Source organism: Aeromicrobium sp. HA (assembly GCF_027171405.1).
In the GTDB taxonomy this organism is placed as follows: Bacteria; Actinomycetota; Actinomycetes; order Propionibacteriales; family Nocardioidaceae; genus Aeromicrobium; species Aeromicrobium tamlense.
Map to the genome: position 1 here is coordinate 637,089 of NZ_CP114372.1, position 21,382 is coordinate 658,470.

Genomic DNA, 21,382 nt, shown 5'->3' on the forward strand with positions numbered 1-21,382 from the left:
ACGCTGGATGGGAAGGCGACGACGTTTCGCCCAGCGGGCCGCACGGCTCGCCCATGGACGCCGCCGCCGGGGACTCCCTCGTCGTGAGCGCGGCAAAGTCGCACTCCCTCGGCTCCTCTGCCGCCGGCTCCGACGCCTCGGCGGCGGTTCCGTGCTCACTCCACGCCGAGGTAGCTCCTGAGGTCGCCGATGATCGCTCGCACGGTGTCGGCCGCACGGGTGCGCGCGTCCTCGAGTGACGAGCCCACCGGGACGACGGCCTCGACGTAGCACTTGAGCTTGGGCTCGGTGCCCGACGGACGGCAGATGACCCGGCTGCCGCCCTCCAGCCCGAGGCGGATGCCGTCCGTGGGCGGCAGGCCCTGATAGCCCTTCGCGAGGTCGTCCACCGTGGTGACCTCGGTCTCCGCGAGCCACGTGGGCGGCTCGGACCGCAGCCGCTCCATCGCCTCGGCGATGATCGCGAGGTCCTCGACCCGCACGGCGAGCTGGCCGGTGGCGTGCCAGCCGTGCTGGCGGTAGATGTCGTCGAGCAGGTCCAGCAGCGTGCGGCCCTCGGCCTGGAGGGTGGACGCCAGCGACATGATCAGCAGCGCCGCCGAGATGCCGTCCTTGTCACGCGCGATGTGCGGTGCCACGCAGTAGCCGAGCGCCTCCTCGTAGCCGTAGACCAGCCCGTCGACCTTGCCGATCCACTTGAAGCCGGTGAGCGTCTGCTGCCACGGCTGGCCGTGCGCGGCGGCCTGGCGCCCCAGCAGGTCGGACGACACGATCGAGGAGGCGTACGTACCCTCGACGCCCTGGCGCAGCAGCGCCTCGGCCAGCAGCGCGCCGACCTGGTCCCCGGTGAGCATCCGGTGGCCGCCGACGGTGCGGACTCCCACTGCGCACCGGTCGGCGTCGGGGTCGTTCGCGATGACGATGTCGGCGTCCAGGTCCTTCGCCAGTGCGAGGGCCAGGTCCATCGCGCCGGGCTCCTCGGGGTTCGGGAAGGCGACGGTGGGGAAGGCAGGGTCGGGGTCGGCCTGGGCCTCGACCACGTGGGGCGCGGGGAAGCCGGCGCGCTCGGCGGCATGGGTCAGCAGCTGGCCGCCCACCCCGTGCATCGGCGTGTACGCCACCGTCAGCTCGCGCGGGCCCGGCGGCACGAGGTCGGCGACGGCGTCGAGGTACGCCTCGGCCACGTCGGTGCCCAGGACCGTGTAGTCGGTGTCGCGCGCCAGTTCGTCGACCCGGCCGACGGCGTCGATCTGCGCCGCGATGTCGGCGTCCGCGGGCGGCACGATCTGGCTCGTGTCCGCGAGGTACACCTTGTAGCCGTTGTCGCGGGGCGGGTTGTGCGACGCGGTGACCATGACGCCGGCGGAGGCGCTCAGGTGACCGATCGCGAACGCCAGCACGGGCGTGGGCAGGTGCTCGGGCAGCAGCATGGCCCGCACGCCGGCGGCCTGCATGATCTCGGCGGTGTCGCGGGCGAAGACGTCGGAGTTCGTGCGGGCGTCGTAGCCGATCACCACGCTGGGATGGGGGTCCTCGGAGAGCAGGTGGCGGGCGAGTCCGGCGGCGGCACGCGCCACGGTCACGCGGTTCATGCGCATGGGGCCGGCGCCCAGCTCGCCGCGCAGTCCGGCCGTGCCGAACTGCAGGCGGCCGGCGAAGCGGGCCGCGATCTCGGCCTCGTCTCCGGCGTCGATCAGGGCGGTCAGCTCGTTCCGGGTCTGTGCATCAGGATCCTGCGAGATCCAGTCCCGGGCAGCAAGGATCGGGTCCATCCGCCCACCGTAGCGGGGGGATGGATCGACGCCCGTCAGGCGGCCTCGGGTCGGTAGCGGTGGTTGCGGCGCCATTGGTCGCGGAGGCGGAACTCGGGCGTGCCGTCGTGACCGAACCGGATGGCGATGTGGGCGTCGTGGACGCGGTGGTGGTGATGCGCGCAGAGCAGTACCCCTGATGTGAGGTTCGTGGGTCCGCCGCGGCTCCACGGGATGACGTGGTGGGCTTCGGTCCAGCCGGGTGGTCGGTCGCAGTCGGGGAACGCGCAGCCCTGGTCGCGTTGGGCTAGGGCGATGCGTTGGGCGGCGGTGTGGTGGCGCTTGGCGCGGCCCTCGTCGAGGACCTGGGACTGGCCGTTCATCACGACGGGGAGGATGCCGGCGTTGCAGGCGAGCTGACGGAGTTGTCCGGCGGAGACGGGGGTGCCGTGCTCGGTGATGCCGGCGCGGTCGGTCTGGTCGCGCAGGGTCTGCTCGTCGACGGTGACGACCAGGGTGGCGGCGACGCCGCCGTGGTTGCCGTAGCCGTCGCGGGGCAGGTGGCGGACGATCTCGGCGAACGCGTCGCCGGCCTTCTCCTGCGGCTTGAGCCGGGCATCCTCGGGCGCACTCGCACGGGGGCTGGTCTTGGACTCGACCACGGCGCGCAGCATGTCGGCGGTGAGGGCGTCGGTCTTGCCGCCGAACGGGACGAGCCCGGTGGCCTCGTCCGGACGTCCGATCCAGAACTCACGCTGCTGCCGCTGGGCGGCTTCCTCGCGGGTGAGCTGGTCGTTCTCGATCCGATCCGCCCGGGCGACGTCGACGACCTCGATCGCGCGGCGGGCCTTGCGACGCAGCTGATCGGCCGTCATCACCCGCGCCGCCGCGACCATGTCGGCCTCCACGAGGTCACGCTGCTCGGTCGTCAGGTTGGTCGGGAGCGTGTCGAGCGCGTCGGTGACGATCGCGGCCTTGGTGGTGGACATGCCCGGCTCGGCCAGCGCCTCCCTCACCCGCGGGGCAGCCTCGATCCGATGCGCCAGACGGATCTCCTTCGCAGCCTCGCGCCGCGTCACCCCGGACTCCGTGGCGACCAGCGCGGTCAGGCTCGCGGCATCGGTCGCGCGGTGGGCGTCGTTGCGGTCGGCAGCGGCCACCAGCGCGAGGTGCAATGCGTCCACCTCGCGACGCAGCGCCTGCACCGCCGCCACCTCAGCAGCGAGCTGCTCGGGAGACAGAGCGGACAGGTCGCGCGAGCGCGCGTCAGCCAGGAACCGCTGCCCCGACCTGAGCCCACCGACGACGTCCACCAGATCCCCCCGAACCCCTCCGAACCGATGTTCGAAGTCTACTGTATTAGGCCATGCGCAGTGGGCCCTGAGGAGCGCCGTTTCGGGATGTGGGACGGATCCGGATCAGACGCGGGGGAGCAGGTCGGCGAGCAGTGCGCCCATGCGCGTGGCGGCGGACTTGCCGGCCTCGAGGACCTCCTCGTGGTTGAGTGGCTCGTCCGAGATGCCGGCGGCGAGGTTCGTGACCAGCGAGATGCCGAGCACCTCCATGCCGGCCTCGCGCGCGGCGATCGCCTCGAGCGTGGTGGACATGCCCACGAGGTCGCCGCCCATGACACCGGCCATCCTCACCTCGGCCGGCGTCTCGTAGTGAGGGCCGGGGAACTGCACGTACACGCCCTCGTCGATCGACGGGTCGACCTCGCGCACGAGGTCGCGCAGGCGCTGCGCGTACAGGTCGGTGAGGTCGACGAAGTTCGCGCCGACGATCGGCGACGTGGCCGTGAGGTTGATGTGGTCGCGGATGAGCACGGGGGTGCCGGGGGTCCACGCCGGGTTGAGGCCGCCGCAGCCGTTCGTCAGCACCATCGTGCGCACGCCGGCGGCCGCCGCGGTGCGAACGCCGTGCACGACGGCCTCGACGCCCTTGCCCTCGTAGTAGTGGGTGCGGCCGAGGAAGACCAGGGCGCGCAGGTCGCCCACGCGGACCGAGCGGATCGTGCCGCCGTGACCGGCGACGGCCGGCTTGCTGAAGCCGGGCAGCTCCTCGGTGGGGACCTCGTACTCGGGCTCGCCGAGCGCGTCGGCGGCAGGCAGCCAGCCCGACCCCATCACGAGAGCGACGTCGTGGTCGCCGCCTCCGGTGCGGTCACGCAGGGCGTCGGCGGCTTCGCGGGCGAGGTCGTAGGCGTTCACCCGAGTCACCCTACCGACGGCGTTCGGGCGCAGGAGACGCCCGACGATGACGAAATGGTTGCGATTCGGCGGCCGCTCGCGCGCTGCGCCGCGGAGGGCGCCCGCGGGGGAGGGCGCGTACTCTACGGACGTGCCGAAGATCATCGGGGACTCCCTGGAGGAGCACCGCGCGACGATGCGTCGCCGGGTCTTCGACGCGCTCGTCGAGCTGCTGCGCGAGCGCCCGTTCGACCTCATCACGATGGCCGACCTGGCCACGCACGCCGGGGTGGGCCGGTCCTCGCTGTACAACCACTTCAAGGACAAGGAGGCCGTCGTCGTCGCCTTCGCGACGGACGAGACCTCGCGCTACCTCGAACAGCTGAACGCCTCTCTCGCCGACCGGACCACGCCGACCGAGCGCCTCGAGACCTACGTGCGGCACCACGTGGACACGTCGAAGGACTTCCACATCGGCCTGGGCCCCGAGCTGCGCGCGATGCTGTCGCCGGAGTCCGTCACCGCGATGCGCGAGCACGTCGTCGCGGTCGAGCAGGTGCTGCGGCAGATCCTGGTCGACGGGGCCGCCTCCGGCGAGTTCACGGTGGACGACGTCGACGCCACCGTCTCCCTGCTGCACGCGACCCTCTCGGCCCGCCACGCCTCGGCCGACACGACGACCCGCTTCGTCCTCGCCGCCGTCTCCCCCTCCTGACCCGCAACTGCACCGCCGCCTCCCTGTTCGCGAGTGGCGCAAAGCGGCCCGCCACTCGAGGAGTGGCGGGCGTTTTCGCGCCACTCGCGACCCGGGCTTGCGCCAGTCGGCGTCCCGAGGAGTGGTGCGGAGGCGGCGACGAGGCGCGCCCCGGAACGCCACGGCCCCCGTCACCGAGGTGACGGGGCCGTGGCCGGAGGAGCTCAGGTCACTTGGCGACCTTGAAGGATCCCGTCTTCACCCAGCCGCGCTTCGTGTAGTTGGCGTTGCCGTAGTAGGCCACGCGGACGACCCACGTGCCCTTGGCCAGCTTCGGCAGCTTCACCGTGCGCTTGCCCGCGGACAGGTTGGCGGTGACGTACTTGCTCCTCTTGCCCTGGGTGAGCTTGATCTTCACCTTGCCGGTGGGCGGGGCGGCGCCCGAGGCGCCCTTGACGGAGACGACCGCGAGACCCTTCTTCTTCGAGGTCGGCTTGCGGGTGACCTTCACGCGGCCCTTCGAGGCGGCGGTCTTGGCGACCTTCACCGTCACGGCGGTGGCGGCCGGGGCCGTGACCGTCGTGTCCGAGGGGGCGAACGTCACGCGGTACGACTTCGTGCCGACGGCGTGGCGCTTCGAGATCGCGAACGAGGCGGTGCCGCGCGCGGCGACCGTCTTGGTGCCGAGGCCGGCGACCGTGACCGAGCCGGCGGTCGGCGAGGTCACGCCGACCGTGCCGCCCTTGCCGTACTTCGTCGACAGGCTCTTGACGGTGACGGCCGGGGCGACCGCCTTCTCCTTCAGCACGCCCAGCGGGGTCTCGGTGTCCTGGCTGGTGGTGGAGTGCGTGTGCGCACGCCACGTGTAGACCGAGTAGCTGGTGCCCGGCGTGACCTGGTCGAGGTCGAGGTTCAGCGTGGCGTCCCACGTGCCGGCCGGGCCGGAGATGGACGGGGTCGGCGGGAAGCAGAACTTGGCCGCGACGCCCACGAAGTTCGCGGTGCCGGTCGGCGACGAGACGTCGGGCAGCTCGCCGGACGGCGCGACGCCCACGTAGATGCCGGCGTCACCGGTGTTGGTGAGGCACGTGAAGCCGGTGCCCGAGACCTTGACGGTGGCGCCCGCACGGGAGTCGACCGTCACGCGGGGACGCGGGGCGGTGGCGGTGAACGGCGAGGCGGGCTTGCGGGGATCGCCGCTGGCCGAGCCCGACAGGAAGAAGTGCGCGCGCAGGCCCGAGTCCAGCGCCCGCAGGAAGTCGGGGTGGAACGAGCCGCCGTCGGTGGGACGGCCGGCGGGCAGGCCCAGGTCGAGCGCCTCGGCCGAGCCCGGCTGGAGGACGCCGAGGAAGTCGGGCGTCTCGGTCAGGGAGGCGACGGAGCCGTCGGTGCTCCAGTCCGACGCGGTCGCGTCGAACTCCACCACGGTGACGTCGTCGGTGCTGCCGGTGGTGGTGGTCGCGGTCGGCACGTTCCACGCGACGTCGGCGGTGATCTTGCCCTCGCCGGCCGCGTTCACCGTGACGGTGGGATCGGCGATGGTCAGCGAGTACTGCAGCGTGCCCGGAGCCGTGGTGCCGGTGATGAAGGAGCCGGTGATGGAGCCCTCGTAGGCCACCGACGTGGCGCCGTTGCCGGAGTCGAACGTGCCGACGCCGCCGCCGAAGGTCGTGACCTTCGTGGTGGGGTCGATCGTCGCGCCGTCGGCGGCCTCGAGCGTGGTGAAGGGCGAGAACGCGGGGTTCGGCGTGAAGTGCGCCGCGAACTGGTCGGAGATCTTCCACTGCAGAGTGGGGGCGACGACGTCGTCGGCCGCCTGTGCGGTGGTGGGGGTCAGGGCGAGGACGCCCGCGGACAGGGCCGCGGCGGTCGTCCCGGCGAGCAGGCGACGCCCGCGAACCAGGGTCTGGGGAGACATGCAGATCCTTTCGGAAAAGAAGTCGCCGACCCGGCGACCTCGGTAGGTAAGGCACACCTTATACTCGGCGAGTAAGGGTGCCCTGACCGGGTCCGCATCCTGACCGAATCCCGACGGGAGTCTCCGTGATCGACCACGCCCACCGCTCGATGCCCGTGCGTGTCCTCGTCCTGCTGATGGTGGCCGCGCTGGCTGCTCTCGCGGTGCCGAACGTCCGTGCGGATGCTGCACCGGCTGGAACAAAAGTCACCGGCGGCACCATCTCGTGGGGCCTCAAGGCCTCGTTCCGGTCGTACCTCACCGGTCCGATCGCCGGCGGCAAGGTCACGCCGGCCGCGCCGGCCACCGACGACGGCACCCGGACCACGTTCCCGCAGGCGTCGGGGGAGTGGAGCGAGTCGTCCACCGTCGCGGCCCGCGGCTCGGTGAACTTCACGGGTCACCACGGCGCTCTCGACCTGACGCTGGCGGACCCGCGGCTCGAGGTCAGCGGGACCAGCGGTCGCCTCGTCCTCGACGTCACCGACGCGTCGGGCACCACGAGCGGCGTGCACTTCGCCGACGTCGCGCTGGACGGTCGCGTCGACTGGAGCGGCACCACGGTCGCGATCGACAAGGCGCCGGTCACGCTGACGGCCGCGGGAGCCGGGTTCATGGGCGGCTCCTACAGCGCGGGTCAGGAGGTCGACCCGCTCGACGCGAGCCTGCAGGTCGAGACGCCCGCCACGGAGCCGACCACCGAGCCCACGACGGAGCCGACGACCGAGCCCACGACGGAGCCGACGACCGAGCCCACGACGGAGCCGACCACGGAGCCGACGACCGACCCGTCGCAGATCACGGGCGGCTCGATCTCCTGGGGCCTGAAGACCTCGTTCCGCACGTACATCCGCGGCCCGATCGCGGGCGGCAGGATCACGACGACCGCTCCGGCCACCGACAACGGCACCCGCACCACCTTCGCCCGCGCGAAGGGCACGTGGTCGGACAAGGCCGCCGACGTGCGCGCCTCCGGCGGCGTGAACTTCACCGGGCACCACGGTGAGCTCAACCTGACGATCTCGTCGCCGCGGGTCGTCCTCAACGCCTCGGGCGCGCGCCTGCTCGTCGACGCGAGGACCAGCGACGGCCGCACCCACTCGGGCCTGGCCGTCGCCACCCTCGACCTGTCCGGCCGCATCAGCGCGGGCAGCGGCAAGGTGACGATCGCGAACGCTCCGGCCACGCTCACCTCGGCGGGCACCGCGCTGTTCTCCTACAGCGGCAGCGCCATGTACCCCGCGGGCACCGAGCTCGACCCCGTCAGCGCGACCCTCTCCGTCGAGGGTGCGGTCGTGCCCACGACGCCCCCGGCCACGAAGCCCACGCCGAAGCCGACGACGAAGCCCACGAAGACGCCGAAGGACCCGAAGCCGGCGAAGTCCTCGACCACCACCGGGCGCGCCGGTGACCTGACGTGGGGCGTCAAGGCCAGCTTCCGGTCGTACATCACCGGCCCGATCGCGCAGGGATCCGTCAGCGTCTCCGGCGGCGCCACCGCCGTGTCGGGCGGCTACCGCTTCGGCCAGAGCACCACGTCGGCCACGCCGCCCAGCGCGCAGGGGACCACCGGCTACCGCGGCACCGTCCGCTTCCACGGGCATCACGGCCAGCTCGACATGTCCCTCACCGCGCCCTCGGTGCGCGTGACCTCGGCGACGACAGCCACGCTCTCGGCCCAGGTCACGGGCCGCGGGCGCATCGACGTCGCCGTCATCGACCTCGGCCGCGCCTCGCGGTCGACCGACACGGGCTGGGCGCAGTACGCGAACGCGCCCGCCGCGCTGACGTCGGCCGGCGCCGGGATGTTCTCCTACAACGGCAACGCCTTCTACCCGGCCGGCACGGTCGTCGACCCCGTCACGTTCTCGGTCGGCTCCACGGCCGCCGCCGGCTCGGGCTCGGGCGCCACGTCCGTCGCCGGCTCGACGACGCCGACGACGGCGTGGACCCCGCCGACCGCCCCGCCCGCGACGACTGGCCTCGTGCTCGAGCAGGACGAGGTCAAGGCGGGCGACGAGGTCACCGCCTCGGGCACGGGCTTCCTGCCGAACGAGTCCGGCATCCGCGTCGTGCTCTACTCGACCCCGCTGGTCCTGGCCGAGAACGTCACGGCCGACGCGACCGGCCGTGCCACGTGGAAGGGCGCCATCCCGCCCACGATCGCACCCGGCGAGCACACGCTCACGTTCCAGGGATCGGTCGACCGGGGTGTCGTCATCGACGTCGCCGCCGCCGACGCGATCGTCGGCTGCGAGCTGAGCGACGCCCGCCTCGACTGGGGCTTCAAGGAGTCGTTCCGCGCCTACGTCTCCGGCTCGATCGCCAACGGCGACTGGACCACCACGGGCAACGCGGGCTACGAGACCCCGCAGTTCTCCTGGTCGCAGGGCACGGGCGTGCTCGACGAGGAGTCGGGTGCCGGCGAGCTCTCCTTCGAGGGCGGCGTCGAGTTCACGGGCCACGACGGCGCCCTCGACACGACGATCGCGAACCCCGTCGTGACGATCGTCGACGAGAGCAAGGCCACGCTCGCGGTGGACTACACCGGCGGCACGATGGACGCCGCGATGGCCGGCAAGGACGACCGCCGCACAATCGCGGCCGTGCCGTTCGCGGATCTCGACCTGAGCGCGGGCACGGTCTCGAAGGAGGGTCAGACGGTCACCATCTCCGACGTCCCGACCACCCTGACCAGCGCCGGCAGCGCCGCGTTCCCCAACTACGAGACCGGTGCCGCGCTCGACCCCGTGACGCTCACCTACGCAGTGGCCAGCGACTGCGCGGCGCCCGCCGCCGCGCCCGCGGCGAGTGCCGACGATGCCGCCGCCGTGGTGCTCGACCCGATCACGCCCACCGAGGCCACCACGTGGCTACCGTGGCTCGCGGGCACGGTGCTGGCGGTGCTCGTCTCCATCGGCGGCACGGTGCTCGTCATGCGCCGCCGGACGTCCGGAGTCGACGCATGAGGCGGCCCGCCCGCGGCGCCGCCGCGCTGCTGACCGCCCTGTGCCTGACCCTCCTGGCCGCGTGCGGCTCCGGCAGCGAGGGCAGCGACCCCGGCTCCGGCGCCGACCTGCCGCCCCTGTCCGAGCTCGAGGCCTCGCAGGCCCCGAAGGAGATCACCGGACCCAGCACGGCGAAGCTCACCGACCGCCACATCGAGCCGGTCGACGTCGACGAGCAGGCCAGCCTGCCCGCCACGGTCGTCTCGCACGTGCGCTCGGGCGACACGAAGGTCACCGTCACCGACACCTCGCGCATCGTCGCGTTCGACATGTCCGGCTCGATCGCGGCGTCGCTGTGGGGCCTGGGCCTGGGCGACCGCCTCGTCGCGCGTGACGTGTCCACCGACTTCCCGGGCGCCGAGGACCTGCCGCTCATCACGTCGGAGGGCCACGCCGTGAACGCCGAGGCCGTCATGGCGCAGAAGCCCACGGTGATCATCACCGACGGCTCGATGGGCCCGCGCGACGTGGTCGAGCAGCTCGCCGACACCGGCGTGCCCGTCGTCTTCCTGGACAACGACTCGAGCTTCGAGGGAGCCGCCCAGCTCGCCCGCGACGTGGGCGCCGCGGTCGGCCTGCCGAAGTCCGGCGAGGCGCTGGCCGAGCGCATCACCTCCGATGTCGCGGCCGCGCAGGCCGAGGTGAAGCGGTTCGTCCCGGAGCGGGAGTCCGACCGGCTCCGGATGGTCTTCCTCTACCTGCGCGGCAACTCCGGCGTGTACTACCTGTTCGCCGACGACTCGGGCGTGGGCGACCTCGTCGAGTCGCTCGGCGGCGTCAACGTGGCGCGCGAGATGGGCTGGAAGGGCATGCAGCCGCTCACCGACGAGGCGCTCGTGAAGGCCAAGCCCGACCTCATCATGGTGATGACGCACGGCCTGGAGTCCACCGGTGGCGTCGACGGCCTGCTCGCCGAGAAGCCCGCGATCGCGCTGACGCCCGCGGGCCAGTCGAAGCGCTTCGTCGACATGTCCGACGGCGACGTCCTGTCGTTCGGCCCGCGCTCCGCCGGTGTCGTCGAGGCGCTCGCCCGGGCGATCTACGTGCCGGAGGCGGACCAGTGATCCGGGCGTGGTGAGCACCGGCCGGCGGACCCTGGTCCTGGCCGGGTTCGCCGTCCTCCTCGTGGTCGGCACGTTCGTCTCGGCCTCGGTCGGCCAGCTGCCCGTCGGGCCGCGCGACGTGGCCGGGGCGATGCTGCACGGCATCGGGATCGACACCTCGTGGCGTCCCGACGACACGATCATCGAGCAGACGCTCCTGCAGATCCGCTTCCCGCGCGTGGCGATGAGCATCCTCGTGGGTGCCACGCTGGCCGTCGCGGGCGCCGTCATGCAGGCGATCTTCGGCAACCCGCTGGCGGAGCCCGGCGTGGTCGGCGTCTCGGCCGGTGCCGCCCTCGGCGCGTCCATCGCGATCGCGTTCGGCATCACCGCCTTCGCGGGCTGGGGCGTCGCGGTCCTCGCGTTCGTCGGCGGCTTCGCGGCCACGGTCCTCGTCTACGCCACCGCGCGCGTGGGCGGGCGCACCGAGGTCGTCACCCTGCTGCTCACCGGCATCGCCGTCAACGCGTTCGCGGGGGCGGGCCTGGCGCTCGTGATGTTCGCGTCCGACACCGGCTCGCGCGAGCAAATCGTCTTCTGGCAGCTCGGCTCGATGAACGGCTCGCGCTGGAGCGAGGTCCTCATCGTCGCCGCCGTGGGCCTTCCGGCCTGCGTCGTCGCCTGCCTGCTCGCGCGTCGCTACGACCTGCTGTCGCTGGGGGAGCGCACCGCGGCCCACCTCGGCCTGCGGGTGGAGCGGCTGCGCATCGGCTCGATCCTGCTGGTGGCGCTGCTCACCGGCGTGGCCGTGGCGTTCGCCGGCATCATCTCGTTCGTCGGCCTCGTGGTGCCGCACCTCGTGCGCATGCTGCTGGGACCGTCGCACCGCACCCTGCTGCTCGCCAGCGTGATCGGCGGCGCCGCCCTGCTGGTGTGGGCCGACCTGCTCGCCCGCACCCTCGTGTCCGGGTCCGACCTCCCGATCGGTCTGCTGACGTCGCTCATCGGTGGTCCGTTCTTCTTCTACCTGGTGCGCGCCACGCGCTCGAAGGCTGGAGGCTGGGCATGACGGCGGCGTACGAGGTCCGGGGCCTGGTCTGCCGGCTCGGCGGGCGTGCCATCGTCCGCGGGGTCGACCTCGACGTCCGGCACGGCGAGGTGCTGGCGCTCGTCGGGCCGAACGGCGCCGGCAAGTCCACGTTGCTCGGCGCGCTGACGGGCGACGTGCCCATCGCCGAGGGGGAGGTGCGCCTCGACGGCCGTCCGCTGGGCGACTGGTCCGCCGGCGACCTCGCCCGCACCCGTGCGGTGCTGCTGCAGGCCAACCAGGTCAGCTTCCCGTTCACGGTCCGCGAGGTCGTCGAGATGGGCCGCAACCCGTGGACCGGACACGCCTCGGCCGCGGACGACGACGCGGCCATCGCCGAGGCCATCGACCGCAGCGACGTCGCCCACCTCCTCGACCGGCCGTTCACGGCGCTCTCGGGTGGCGAGAAGGCGCGGGCGTCGCTCGCGCGCGTGCTGGCCCAGCGCACCGACGTGGTGCTGCTCGACGAGCCCACCGCCGCGCTCGACCTGCGCCACCAGGAGGAGGTCATGGTCGTCGCCCGTGACCTGGCCGCCACCGGCCGTGCCGTCGTCGTCGTGCTGCACGACCTCTCGCTGGCCGCGGCCCGCGCCGACCGCATCGCGATGGTGCACGACGGCCGCATCGTCAGCGTCGGCACACCGGCCGAGGTGCTGACCCCCGAGCGGGTCGAGGAGGTCTACGGGATCGGCGTGCACGTGCTGCCGGCGCCCGACGGCCACCTGATCGTCGTCCCACATCGTGGTCTTTCAGACACTGTGTCACCTTGATCTGACAACGTGTCATATCATTGTCCCACCCCCACAGAGAGGCGCGACCATGACCGTGCTGCCGACCGAGACCGGACTGTCCGTCCAGATGCGCGACGGCTCCCAGGCCGAGCACAAGGACGCCGAGGGCTCGAGCTTCATGTCCTGCCTGCTCGACGGCCAGGTGAACGAGACCGGCTACACCGAGTACCTGGCGATGCTGCGACCGATCTACGCCGCGCTCGAGTCCGTGGGCGCGCGCCTGGCCGACGACCCGATCGCCGGCGCGGTCATCGACCCGGCGATCAACCGTCTCGACGCGATCGACCGGGACCTCGCGTACTGGTCCGGCGGCGCGGGCGTGCCGCCGGTGCAGAGTGCCGCCGTCGACCGCTACGTCGCGCGCATCGAGGCCTCGGCCGCCGATCCCGCACTGTTCGTCGCGCACCACTACACGCGCTACCTCGGCGACCTGTCGGGTGGCCAGGCCATCGGCCGGATCCTGGCGCGCACCTTCGAGCTGCCCGAGGGCCAGGGCATCGCGTTCTACCAGTTCGACGCCGTGCCGAAGCCCAAGCCGTACAAGGACGCGTACCGTGCCCGTCTCGACTCCCTCCCGCTGACCCCGCGCGACCAGCAGCGCGTCGTCGACGAGGTCAAGGTGGTCTTCGGCCTCAACGGCGCCCTGTTCGAGGAGCTGTCCACGCAGCTCCCGCGCTTCGCCCGCTGAGACCCTCGCCGCGGGCGGTGACGCCCACATGCGGGACAATCGGGTCATGACCCATGTCGTGATCATCGGTGGCGGACCCGGCGGCTACGAGGCGGCGCTGGTCGCCCGGCGACTGGGCGCCGAGGTCACGCTCGTCGAGCGCGACGGGCTGGGCGGCTCCACGGTCCTCACCGACTGCGTGCCCAGCAAGACGCTCATCGCCACGTCCGACCTGCTGCACGAGGTCAGCCGCTCGGCCGAGCTGGGCGTCGAGGTCCCGAAGGCGCCGCGCGCCGACCTGGCCGCGGTCAACGACCGTGTCCTGCGGCTCGCGTCGGCGCAGTCCGACGACATCGCCGAGCGCGTCGTCTCGGCCGGCGTCACCGTGCTCTCGGGCATCGCTCGCATCGCCGACGCGCGCACGGTCATCGCGCAGACGCCCGACGGCGAGGTGCGGCTGGCGGCCGACGGCATCCTCATCGCCACCGGTGCGCACCCGCGGGTCAGCGCCGACGCCCAGCCCGACGGCGAGCGCATCCTCACGTGGGAGCAGGTCTACGCGCTGCGCGAGCTGCCCGAGCACATGATCGTCGTCGGCTCCGGCGTCACCGGCGCGGAGTTCGCCAGCGCCTACAACGGCCTCGGCGCCGAGGTCACGCTCGTGTCCAGCCGCGACCGCGTGCTGCCGGGGGAGGACCCCGACGCGGCGAACCTCATCGAGGACGTCTTCACCCGCCGCGGCATGAACGTGCTCGGGAAGTCCCGCATGGCGTCCACTCGCCGCGAGGGCGACCAGGTCGTGGTGACGCTCACCGACGGGCGCACGGTCACCGGCTCGCACTGCCTGCTGGCCCTCGGCTCGATCCCCAACACGGCCGACCTCGGCCTGGAGGAGGTCGGCATCGACACCGACGACGGCGGCTTCATCGCGGTCGACAAGGTCTCCCGGACGAACATCCCCGGCGTCTACGCGGCGGGCGACTGCACGGGCGTCTTCATGCTGGCCTCGGTCGCCGCCCAGCAGGGCCGCATCGCGATGGCGCACCTGCTCGGCGACGCCGTGCACCCGCTCGACCTGCGCAAGGTCTCGAGCAACATCTTCACCTCGCCCGAGATCGCCACCGTCGGCGTGGGTCAGCGCGAGATCGACGAGCAGGGCCTGCTGGTCGACACGGCGATCCTGCCGATCGCGGCGAACCCGCGCGCGAAGATGCAGGGCGTGCACGACGGCTTCGTGAAGCTGTACGCCCGTCAGGGCATCGGCGCGCTCATCGGCGGCGTCGTCGTGGGCCCGCGAGCGAGCGAGCTGATCCACACCGTGTCGGTCGCCGTCTCGGCGTCGCTCACCGTCGACCACGTGGCCGACGCGTTCAGCGTCTACCCGTCGATGTCGGGCACGGTCGGCGAGGTCGCGCGGCGGCTGCACCGCCAAGTCTGAAGCAGTACTTGAATTTCGGGTCGTCACGGCTGTAATCACACGCGTGTTGTTTCGCAGGTCAGACCGGAACTGCTGGAACGGCCTCGCGATATGTGTTCTGATGCCTGTGCTCCCCAGCAACATGAGCAACAGATGTACAACGCCACAGAATGGACTTCCCCCATGCATTCCTGGCTGACCCGCTGCAGCATCGGTCTGACCACACTCGCCGTCGCCGGCGCTCTCCTGCTGCCTGCCCCCGCGCAGGCCGCGGGCACCGACATCGTCGAGTCGCGCCCGCATGCCTCCGCCGCCACCGAGGAGGCCGCGACGACGGCTCCGGTGTCCGAGGAGGTCGAGGTCGAGCAGACCGCGGTCGAGCCCGACCCCGAGGCCGGCGGAGACGCGGTCGAGCGCACGTCGGTCGACCCCTTCCGGATGGTCGGGGTCACCTGGAGCGCCGACTCCGACGCCAGCGACGTCACCGTGCGCGTGCAGGTGCGCACGGACGGGAAGTGGAGCGACTGGGAGACGCTCGACGTCGAGGACAGCGTCGAGGGCGGCCGCCCCGGCACCTCGCCCCTGTGGACCTCTGCGCCCTCCGACGGCGTCGCCGTCGAGGTGAAGGCCGCCTCGGGCGCCGCGCAGGACGTCAAGGTCACCACGATCGACCCGGGCAAGCCCGAGGTCGTCACGCCCGTCAGCCCGGCGCTGTTCGAGGGCGAGGAGGACGACGCCACCACCGAGAGCGTCGCCGCCGACGGCACGCCCAAGGTCGTGCCGATGCCGTCGATCATCACGCGCGCGCAGTGGAAGGCCGGCGCCGGCACCAGCTGCAGCGCCCCGGTCACGCGCCCCAAGGCGCTCGGCGTGGTCATCCACCACACGGCGGGCTCCAACACCTACAGCAAGTCCGAGTCGGCGGGCCTCGTGCGCAGCTACCAGACGTACCACGTCAAGGGCCACGGCTGGTGCGACATCGGCTACAACTTCCTCGTCGACCGCTTCGGCCAGATCTTCGAGGGTCGCAAGGGCGGCATGACCAAGCAGGTCCGCGCCGCGCACTCCGGCGTCGACGCCGTGAACCAGTACGCCACGGGCGTCTCGATGATGGGCCACTTCGACTACGTGAAGCCCAGCGACGCCATGAAGAGCGCCGTCGTGCGGCTGGTCGGCTGGCGCGTGAAGTACTTCGGCGCGAACCCGAAGGGCACCTACTCCGCCGGCGGCAAGAAGTACTCGGTCATCAACGGCCACCGCGACGTGAAGTCCACCGCGTGCCCGGGCAAGTACGGCTACGCCTGGATCGGCGCCGTGGGAGGCCTGCGCGACCGCGTGGCCACCTACATCTCGAAGGCGACCTCGGCGGCGGGCGCACCCACGCCGACCGCCCCGCAGCAGTTCGCGACCCCGAAGAACGTTCGCGTCGCCCCCGCGACGACGGCGGCCACGATCAGCTGGAGCGCCGTCTCTGGTGCCCCCGGCTACCGCGTCATGGTCTCGCCCACGGGCAGCTCGGCCGGTGCGAAGTACTACAACGTCTCGGGCACCAAGGCCGTCGTCTACGGCCTGAACTCGCGCCGGACCTACGTCTTCCGCGTGTCCGTGTGGAACCCGACCGTGAAGCAGCGCGTCAGCCCCTACACGGGCAAGCCCATGCCCACGGCCCGCACCCGCGCGTTCACGGCCCCCACGGGCGTCAAGCTGACCACGCGCACGGCCACCGGCCTGCGGTTCGCCTGGAAGGCCCAGGCGGGCGCTCCGGCCTACCGCGTCATGTACTGGGAGGCCGGCAGCAGCAAGAAGCGCTACGCAATGGCCTACAAGAACGCGATCGCGATCAAGGGCCTCAAGCGCGGCACGATGTACTCGGTGCGCGTGTCGGTGTGGTCGACCCCGACCCGCGAGCGGGTGAGCGCCTACTCGGGCAAGCCCTACGCCACCGGCCCCACGGTCGGCTACAAGGGCGCCTCCGCGCCCGCCCCGGCGCCGAAGCCGTCCGCGCCCAAGCCCGCCCCCAAGCCGGCGCCCGCGCCGAGCGCGAAGAACGCCGTGACGCCCTCCGCTGGCAAGGTGACCTTCAAGGGTCACGGCTACGGCCACGGCATCGGCATGAGCCAGTACGGCGCCGAGGGCGGCGCCCGCGCCGGCGCGAAGTACGACGCGATCCTGAAGAAGTACTACCCGGGCACGAAGCTGAGCTTCAAGTCCGCGACCATCCGCGTGCAGATCTCGGCGGACACGACGAACTCGGTCCAGGTGAAGCACCAGAGCGGCCTCAAGCTGCGCACCCTGGCCAACAACGCCGTCCAGACGCTGCCGAACAGCGTCAGCGGCCGCACGGTCTCGGACTGGACCATCGACACCTCGCCGAGCAACCGCGGCCTCAACCAGGTCTCGTACAAGTCGGGGTCGAAGTGGTACGCGTTCCGCACCTTCAAGACCGACGCCCAGTTCGAGGGCCCGGCCACGATCCGCCTCGTCATGCCGAACGGCAGCACGCGGGCCTATCGAGGTGCCCTGCGCTCGACGAAGCCGTCGACGACCACGCGTGACACCGTGAACGTCCTGAGCCTCGAGGCCTACACGCGCGGCGTCGTCGCACGCGAGATGCCGTCCAGCTGGAGCATGGAGGCGCTCAAGGCGCAGTCCGTCGCGGCCCGCACGTTCGGCTCGCGCTACCTCGGCTCGTCGCGTCACTACGACATCTGCGACACCGTCTCGTGCCAGGTCTACGGCGGCTACGCCGACGAGACCAAGCGGACGAACGACGCGATCCTGGGCACGAAGGGCAAGATCCTGACCTACCAGGGCGCGCCCGCGCTGACGCAGTTCTCGAGCTCGTCGGGCGGCTTCACCAACCAGGGCTCCACGGCCTACCTCAAGGCCGTCAGCGATCCGTGGGACAACTGGTCGGGCAACAAGAACCACGCCTGGAGCCAGACCGTCACCGCCTCGGCGATCCAGAAGAAGTACCCGAGCATCGGCACGCTGAAGTCGATCTCGATCACGAAGCGCAACGGTCACGGCACGCAGGGCGGTCGCGTCGTCTCGCTCACCCTCAAGGGCTCGAAGGCGAACAGGACCATCACCGGCGTCGACGCGCGCTGGGCGTTCGGACTCAAGTCGGACTGGTTCGGCTTCTGAGGGTCGCGGATGGGATGATCGGTCCCATGCGCAGCCCCCGTCTCTGGCTCACGATCGTCTCGGCCGCCCTGGCCAACGCCGTCTCCCTCGGGGTCGCGGCGTGGCTGTTCGACGGCTTCGACCTCACGGTCGGCTGGTGGGTCGCGGCGGTCGCGCTCTTCACGGTGCTGAGCGTCGTGCTGCGCACCCTGGCGCTGCGGATGATGGGCGCGAAGTGGCTGCGCGTCTACACGATCACCGGGGGACTGGCGCTCACCGCGATCGCCCTCGTGCTGACCGACCTGATCGTGCCGGACTCCGGCTTCGAGATCGACGGCTGGGGAACGTGGGTCGTGGTCACGCTCATCGTGTGGGCCACCGGCGTCGCGTTCGGCGAGGTCGACCACCACGCACCGGCGGCCACGCCGGGCCTGTCGCCCGACATCCGCGCCGCGGCGCGCGAGGGCGACCGCCGCGCCTCCTGATCCCGGGTCAGGCCATCGCGAGGAAGAGCTTCTCCAGCTTCTTGGCGTCCACGCTGTCGGGACCCTCCTCGGCGAGGCACTTCTGCAGCCCGGTCGCCACGAGGGCGTAGCCGCCGCGCGCGATCGCCTTGTTGACCGCGGCGAGCTGGGTGAGTGCGTCCTCGCACTCGGCGCCCTCCTCGAGCATCCGGATCACCGACGCGAGGTGACCGTTCGCGCGCTTCAGCCGCGTGGCGATCGCCTTGACCTCGTCAGGCTCGAGCTGCATCGTCGACCTCCTCGTGGTGGACCAGTGCGTCCATCATGCCGGTCAGGCGGCGGCGCGCCTCGGCGGCCACCTCGGCCAGCTCGGGTGACGATCCCAGCTCGGTCATGACGGCCGGGTCGAAGACGTCGACCCGACTGCCGTCGCCGTCCTGCGCCACGACGACGTTGCACGGCAGCAGCGTCGCGATCCGCGGGTCCGTCGCGAGGGCGCGGTGGGCGAGCTCGGGCCTGCACGCACCGAGGATCACGCGGGGCGGGGTCTCGACGCCCAGCCTGGCGATCAGCGTCGCGCGGAGATCGATCTCGGTGAGCACCCCGAAGCCGGCGTCGGCGAGCAGGGTGCGGACGCGCTCGACCGTCTGCTCGTAGGGCGTCGGCACGCGTGTGCCGATCGTGAAGTCCGTCATGTCGCGGCCTCTCGCTTGAACCCCCTAGGGGGATGTGGTTACGCTTCATCGTAACCCCCTGGGGGGATCGAGCCAAACCCATGAGAGGACCGACATGACCCACCCCGCCCCCGAGCCCGGCCAGCACGGCCCGGCCGTCCTGAAGGAGCTGTCGCCACTGCACCGTCAGCTGCGCCGGGCGATCCCCGACGTCTACCGAGGCTTCGGCGAGCTGTCGGGCGCCGCCTTCGCCGACGGCGCCATGGATCGCAGGACGAAGGAGCTGATCGCGCTGGCGATCGGCGTCGTCGAAGGGTGCGACGGCTGCATCGCCTCGCACGCGCAGGCGGCCGTCCGGGCCGGTGCGACGCGCCAGGAGGCGGCTGAGGCCATCGGCGTCACCTTCCTCATGCACGGTGGTCCGGCGACGATCCATGGCGCGCGCGCCTACAGCGCGGTGTGCGACTTCGCCGACGCGCTCGAGGCGGGGGAGGCGGCGTCCTGATGTGCCGACCGACGCGATGCCGGACCTGCGGCAAGACCACCTGGGCCGGATGCGGCCAGCACGTCGCCGCGGTCAAGGCGGCGACGCCCCCGGGCCAGTGGTGCGGAGGCCACGACGACCCGAACAACGACGGTTGGCTGCGTCGCATCCTCGGCCGCTGACCCCGGAACGCCACGACGCCCCGGCCGAGGCCGGGGCGTCGCGATGCGGTGGTGGGACTCAGGCGTCCTTGAGGTCGCAGATGACCGCACCGGCGCCGATGGTCTCGCCGATCGCGGCCGACAGGCCGGTGACGGTGCCCGCCTTGTGCGCGTTGATGGGCTGCTCCATCTTCATCGCCTCGATGACGACGACCAGGTCGCCCTCGGCGATCTCCTGGCCCTCCTCGACGGCGAGCTTGACGACGGTGCCCTGCATCGGCGAGGTCAGCGAGTCGCCGCTGGCGGCCGCGCCGGCGGACTTGCCGCCCTTGCGCTTGGCCTTCTTCGCGCCGCCCGCAGCCGCCGCGCTGGCGCCCAGGCCGCCCGGCAGGACGACCTCGACGCGCTTGCCGCCGACCTCGACGGTGACGCGCTCGCGCTCGGCGGGCTCGTCGGTGTCGGCCAGCGGGCCGGAGTACGGCTCGAGCTGGTTGTCGTAGTCGGTCTCGATCCACGTCGTGTAGACGTCGAACGAGCCCTCGGAGGCGTTGTACGCCACGTTGTCGAGCACGTCGCGGTGGAACGGGATGACCGTGGGCATGCCCTCGACCACGAACTCGTCCAGCGCGCGGCGCGAGCGCTCGATGGCCTGCTCACGCGTGCGGCCGGTGACGATCAGCTTGGCGACGAGGGAGTCGAACGCGCCGGGGACGGTCTCGCCCTCCTCGTAGCCGCCGTCGAGGCGGACGCCGGGGCCGGACGGGGGAGCCCACTTGGTGAGGGTGCCGGGCGCGGGCAGGAAGCCGCGGCCGCCGTCCTCGGCGTTGATGCGGAACTCGATCGAGTGGCCGATGATCTCGGGGTCGTCGTAGCCCAGCTCCTCGCCGGCGGCGATGCGGAACATCTCGCGGACGAGGTCGATGCCGGTGACCTCCTCGGAGACCGGGTGCTCGACCTGGAGGCGGGTGTTCACCTCGAGGAAGCTGATGGTGCCGTCGCGGGCGACGAGGAACTCGCAGGTTCCGGCGCCGACGTAGCCGGCCTCCTTGAGGATCGCCTTGGAGGACGAGTAGAGGCGCGCCAGCTGGTCCTCGCTCAGGAACGGCGCGGGGGCCTCCTCGACGAGCTTCTGGTGGCGACGCTGCAGCGAGCAGTCGCGGGTCGACACGACCACGACGTTGCCGTGGCTGTCGGCGAGGCACTGGGTCTCGACGTGGCGCGGCTTGTCGAGGAACTTCTCGACGAGGCACTCGCCGCGGCCGAAGGCGCTGACGGCCTCACGGACGGCGGAGTCGTAGAGCTCGGGGATCTCCTCGAGCGTGCGGGCGACCTTGAGGCCGCGACCGCCGCCGCCGAAGACCGCCTTGATGGCGACCGGCAGGCCGTTCTCCTTGGCGAACTCGACGATCTCGTCGGCGTCCTTGACCGGGTCCTTGGTGCCGGGCGCGAGCGGCGCGTCGGCGATCTGCGCGATGTGCTTGGCCTTCGCCTTGTCGCCGAGGCTCTCGATGGCGGCCGGCGGCGGGCCGATCCAGATCAGCCCGGCGTCGATGACGGCCTGGGCGAAGTCGGCGTTCTCGGCCAGGAAGCCGTAGCCGGGGTGCACGCTGTCGGCGCCGCTGCGCTGCGCGATGGCGATGATCTTCTCGATCGACAGGTACGAGTCGCCCGGGGTGGAACCCTCGAGCGAGTAGGCCTCGTCGGCGAGACGCACGAAGAGCGCGTCGCGGTCGGGCTCGGCGTAGACCGCCACGCTCCCGATGCCGGAATCCTTCGCGGCTCGAATCACACGGACCGCGATCTCACCACGGTTGGCGACCAGGACCTTCTGCAGGGGCTTGCTCACGAATACTCCTCGCGTCTGAACGG

General features: G+C 71.9%; 19 protein-coding genes and 1 pseudogene. 12 read left to right on the top strand and 8 right to left on the bottom strand.

The window, feature by feature from the left end:
- Positions 1 to 155 precede the first annotated feature (155 nt).
- The 3 genes from O3S82_RS03100 to O3S82_RS03110 all read right to left on the bottom strand — a co-directional run bounded on the left by O3S82_RS03100 (position 156) and on the right by O3S82_RS03110 (position 3,970).
- On the bottom strand, positions 156 to 1,811 hold the full coding sequence (locus O3S82_RS03100) for a phospho-sugar mutase (RefSeq protein WP_396336578.1): 1,656 nt from the start codon (positions 1,809 to 1,811) through the stop codon (positions 156 to 158).
- The gene (locus tag O3S82_RS03105) at positions 1,808 to 3,064 is read right to left on the bottom strand and encodes an HNH endonuclease signature motif containing protein (protein WP_269305446.1); all 1,257 of its coding nucleotides are present in this window, start codon (positions 3,062 to 3,064) and stop codon (positions 1,808 to 1,810) included. The genes O3S82_RS03100 and O3S82_RS03105 overlap by 4 nt, the downstream gene beginning before the upstream one ends.
- Positions 3,065 to 3,169: 105 nt before the next feature.
- On the bottom strand, positions 3,170 to 3,970 hold the full coding sequence (locus tag O3S82_RS03110; protein ID WP_442864685.1) for a purine-nucleoside phosphorylase: 801 nt from the start codon (positions 3,968 to 3,970) through the stop codon (positions 3,170 to 3,172).
- A 121-nt stretch (positions 3,971 to 4,091) separates the two neighbouring features.
- On the opposite strand from O3S82_RS03110, the gene O3S82_RS03115 reads away from it, so the two are divergent.
- A complete protein-coding gene (locus O3S82_RS03115; RefSeq protein WP_269305450.1) occupies positions 4,092 to 4,655 on the top strand; it encodes a TetR/AcrR family transcriptional regulator in 564 nt (187 codons plus the stop codon).
- 208 nt (positions 4,656 to 4,863) lie between these two features.
- On the opposite strand, the gene O3S82_RS03120 is transcribed toward O3S82_RS03115, so the two are convergent.
- Complete coding sequence (locus O3S82_RS03120) at positions 4,864 to 6,552, bottom strand: hypothetical protein (RefSeq protein WP_269305452.1); 1,689 nt, start codon at positions 6,550 to 6,552, stop codon at positions 4,864 to 4,866.
- Between the two features lie 176 nt (positions 6,553 to 6,728).
- On the opposite strand from O3S82_RS03120, the pseudogene O3S82_RS17325 reads away from it, so the two are divergent.
- Positions 6,729 to 7,241, top strand: a pseudogene (locus O3S82_RS17325) (HtaA domain-containing protein); the annotation flags it as partial.
- Here the strand turns inward: O3S82_RS17325 and O3S82_RS17330 are convergent.
- Entirely contained in the window at positions 7,229 to 7,441 is a 213-nt protein-coding gene (locus O3S82_RS17330; protein ID WP_442864723.1) for a glycine zipper domain-containing protein, read from the bottom strand. The pseudogene O3S82_RS17325 and the gene O3S82_RS17330 overlap by 13 nt on opposite strands.
- On the opposite strand from O3S82_RS17330, the gene O3S82_RS03125 reads away from it, so the two are divergent.
- From O3S82_RS03125 to O3S82_RS03160, 8 genes are all read left to right on the top strand, one after another.
- The gene (locus tag O3S82_RS03125; protein ID WP_442864725.1) at positions 7,404 to 9,560 is read left to right on the top strand and encodes an HtaA domain-containing protein; all 2,157 of its coding nucleotides are present in this window, start codon (positions 7,404 to 7,406) and stop codon (positions 9,558 to 9,560) included. The two genes, O3S82_RS17330 and O3S82_RS03125, sit on opposite strands and share 38 nt — an antisense overlap.
- On the top strand, positions 9,557 to 10,663 hold the full coding sequence (locus tag O3S82_RS03130; protein ID WP_269305455.1) for a heme/hemin ABC transporter substrate-binding protein: 1,107 nt from the start codon (positions 9,557 to 9,559) through the stop codon (positions 10,661 to 10,663). Before O3S82_RS03125 ends, O3S82_RS03130 begins: the two co-directional genes overlap by 4 nt.
- A gap of 7 nt (positions 10,664 to 10,670) precedes the next feature.
- The gene (locus O3S82_RS03135) at positions 10,671 to 11,711 is read left to right on the top strand and encodes a FecCD family ABC transporter permease (protein ID WP_269305457.1); all 1,041 of its coding nucleotides are present in this window, start codon (positions 10,671 to 10,673) and stop codon (positions 11,709 to 11,711) included.
- Positions 11,708 to 12,499, top strand: coding sequence for a heme ABC transporter ATP-binding protein (locus tag O3S82_RS03140; RefSeq protein ID WP_269305459.1), 792 nt, complete (start codon positions 11,708 to 11,710; stop codon positions 12,497 to 12,499). The genes O3S82_RS03135 and O3S82_RS03140 overlap by 4 nt, the downstream gene beginning before the upstream one ends.
- 49 nt (positions 12,500 to 12,548) lie before the next feature.
- A complete protein-coding gene (locus O3S82_RS03145) occupies positions 12,549 to 13,208 on the top strand; it encodes a biliverdin-producing heme oxygenase (RefSeq protein WP_179426217.1) in 660 nt (219 codons plus the stop codon).
- A 46-nt stretch (positions 13,209 to 13,254) separates the two neighbouring features.
- On the top strand, positions 13,255 to 14,625 hold the full coding sequence (locus O3S82_RS03150) for an NAD(P)H-quinone dehydrogenase (protein WP_269305460.1): 1,371 nt from the start codon (positions 13,255 to 13,257) through the stop codon (positions 14,623 to 14,625).
- Between the two features lie 162 nt (positions 14,626 to 14,787).
- Entirely contained in the window at positions 14,788 to 17,751 is a 2,964-nt protein-coding gene (locus tag O3S82_RS03155; protein WP_269305461.1) for a SpoIID/LytB domain-containing protein, read from the top strand.
- A gap of 26 nt (positions 17,752 to 17,777) precedes the next feature.
- Complete coding sequence (locus tag O3S82_RS03160) at positions 17,778 to 18,215, top strand: phage holin family protein (protein WP_179426211.1); 438 nt, start codon at positions 17,778 to 17,780, stop codon at positions 18,213 to 18,215.
- A gap of 7 nt (positions 18,216 to 18,222) precedes the next feature.
- On the opposite strand, the gene O3S82_RS03165 is transcribed toward O3S82_RS03160, so the two are convergent.
- Both O3S82_RS03165 and O3S82_RS03170 read right to left on the bottom strand, forming a co-directional pair.
- Positions 18,223 to 18,483, bottom strand: a complete 261-nt coding sequence (locus O3S82_RS03165) for a metal-sensitive transcriptional regulator (RefSeq protein ID WP_179426208.1) — start codon at positions 18,481 to 18,483, stop codon at positions 18,223 to 18,225.
- The gene (locus O3S82_RS03170) at positions 18,467 to 18,889 is read right to left on the bottom strand and encodes a DUF302 domain-containing protein (RefSeq protein WP_269305464.1); all 423 of its coding nucleotides are present in this window, start codon (positions 18,887 to 18,889) and stop codon (positions 18,467 to 18,469) included. Before O3S82_RS03170 ends, O3S82_RS03165 begins: the two co-directional genes overlap by 17 nt.
- Positions 18,890 to 18,983: 94 nt before the next feature.
- Here O3S82_RS03170 and O3S82_RS03175 point away from each other — a divergent pair, with 94 nt between their 5' ends.
- Together O3S82_RS03175 and O3S82_RS03180 are read left to right on the top strand one after the other, a co-directional pair.
- Positions 18,984 to 19,373 (top strand): carboxymuconolactone decarboxylase family protein, encoded by a 390-nt coding sequence (locus tag O3S82_RS03175; RefSeq protein WP_179426204.1) that lies wholly within the window; start codon positions 18,984 to 18,986, stop codon positions 19,371 to 19,373.
- Positions 19,373 to 19,534 (top strand): hypothetical protein, encoded by a 162-nt coding sequence (locus O3S82_RS03180; RefSeq protein WP_269305467.1) that lies wholly within the window; start codon positions 19,373 to 19,375, stop codon positions 19,532 to 19,534. Before O3S82_RS03175 ends, O3S82_RS03180 begins: the two co-directional genes overlap by 1 nt.
- 58 nt (positions 19,535 to 19,592) lie before the next feature.
- Here O3S82_RS03180 and O3S82_RS03185 read toward each other — a convergent pair whose 3' ends face one another.
- Positions 19,593 to 21,359, bottom strand: a complete 1,767-nt coding sequence (locus O3S82_RS03185; protein ID WP_269305469.1) for an acetyl/propionyl/methylcrotonyl-CoA carboxylase subunit alpha — start codon at positions 21,357 to 21,359, stop codon at positions 19,593 to 19,595.
- Between the last annotated feature and the right edge of the window lie 23 nt (positions 21,360 to 21,382).

What these genes read in the sequence shown, in the direction of transcription:
- O3S82_RS03180 (WP_269305467.1), top strand. Translation starts at nt 19,373, where the DNA reads ATGTGCCGACCGACGCGATGCCGGACCTGCGGCAAGACCACCTGGGCC.
- O3S82_RS03145 (WP_179426217.1), top strand. Translation starts at nt 12,549, where the DNA reads ATGACCGTGCTGCCGACCGAGACCGGACTGTCCGTCCAGATGCGCGAC.
- O3S82_RS03155 (WP_269305461.1), top strand. Translation starts at nt 14,788, where the DNA reads ATGCATTCCTGGCTGACCCGCTGCAGCATCGGTCTGACCACACTCGCC.
- O3S82_RS03140 (WP_269305459.1), top strand. Translation starts at nt 11,708, where the DNA reads ATGACGGCGGCGTACGAGGTCCGGGGCCTGGTCTGCCGGCTCGGCGGG.
- O3S82_RS03160 (WP_179426211.1), top strand. Translation starts at nt 17,778, where the DNA reads ATGCGCAGCCCCCGTCTCTGGCTCACGATCGTCTCGGCCGCCCTGGCC.
- O3S82_RS03175 (WP_179426204.1), top strand. Translation starts at nt 18,984, where the DNA reads ATGACCCACCCCGCCCCCGAGCCCGGCCAGCACGGCCCGGCCGTCCTG.
- O3S82_RS03170 (WP_269305464.1), bottom strand. Translation starts at nt 18,889, where the DNA reads ATGACGGACTTCACGATCGGCACACGCGTGCCGACGCCCTACGAGCAG.
- O3S82_RS03165 (WP_179426208.1), bottom strand. Translation starts at nt 18,483, where the DNA reads ATGCAGCTCGAGCCTGACGAGGTCAAGGCGATCGCCACGCGGCTGAAG.
- O3S82_RS03130 (WP_269305455.1), top strand. Translation starts at nt 9,557, where the DNA reads ATGAGGCGGCCCGCCCGCGGCGCCGCCGCGCTGCTGACCGCCCTGTGC.
- O3S82_RS17330 (WP_442864723.1), bottom strand. Translation starts at nt 7,441, where the DNA reads ATGTACGTGCGGAACGAGGTCTTCAGGCCCCAGGAGATCGAGCCGCCC.
- O3S82_RS03120 (WP_269305452.1), bottom strand. Translation starts at nt 6,552, where the DNA reads ATGTCTCCCCAGACCCTGGTTCGCGGGCGTCGCCTGCTCGCCGGGACG.
- O3S82_RS03150 (WP_269305460.1), top strand. Translation starts at nt 13,255, where the DNA reads ATGACCCATGTCGTGATCATCGGTGGCGGACCCGGCGGCTACGAGGCG.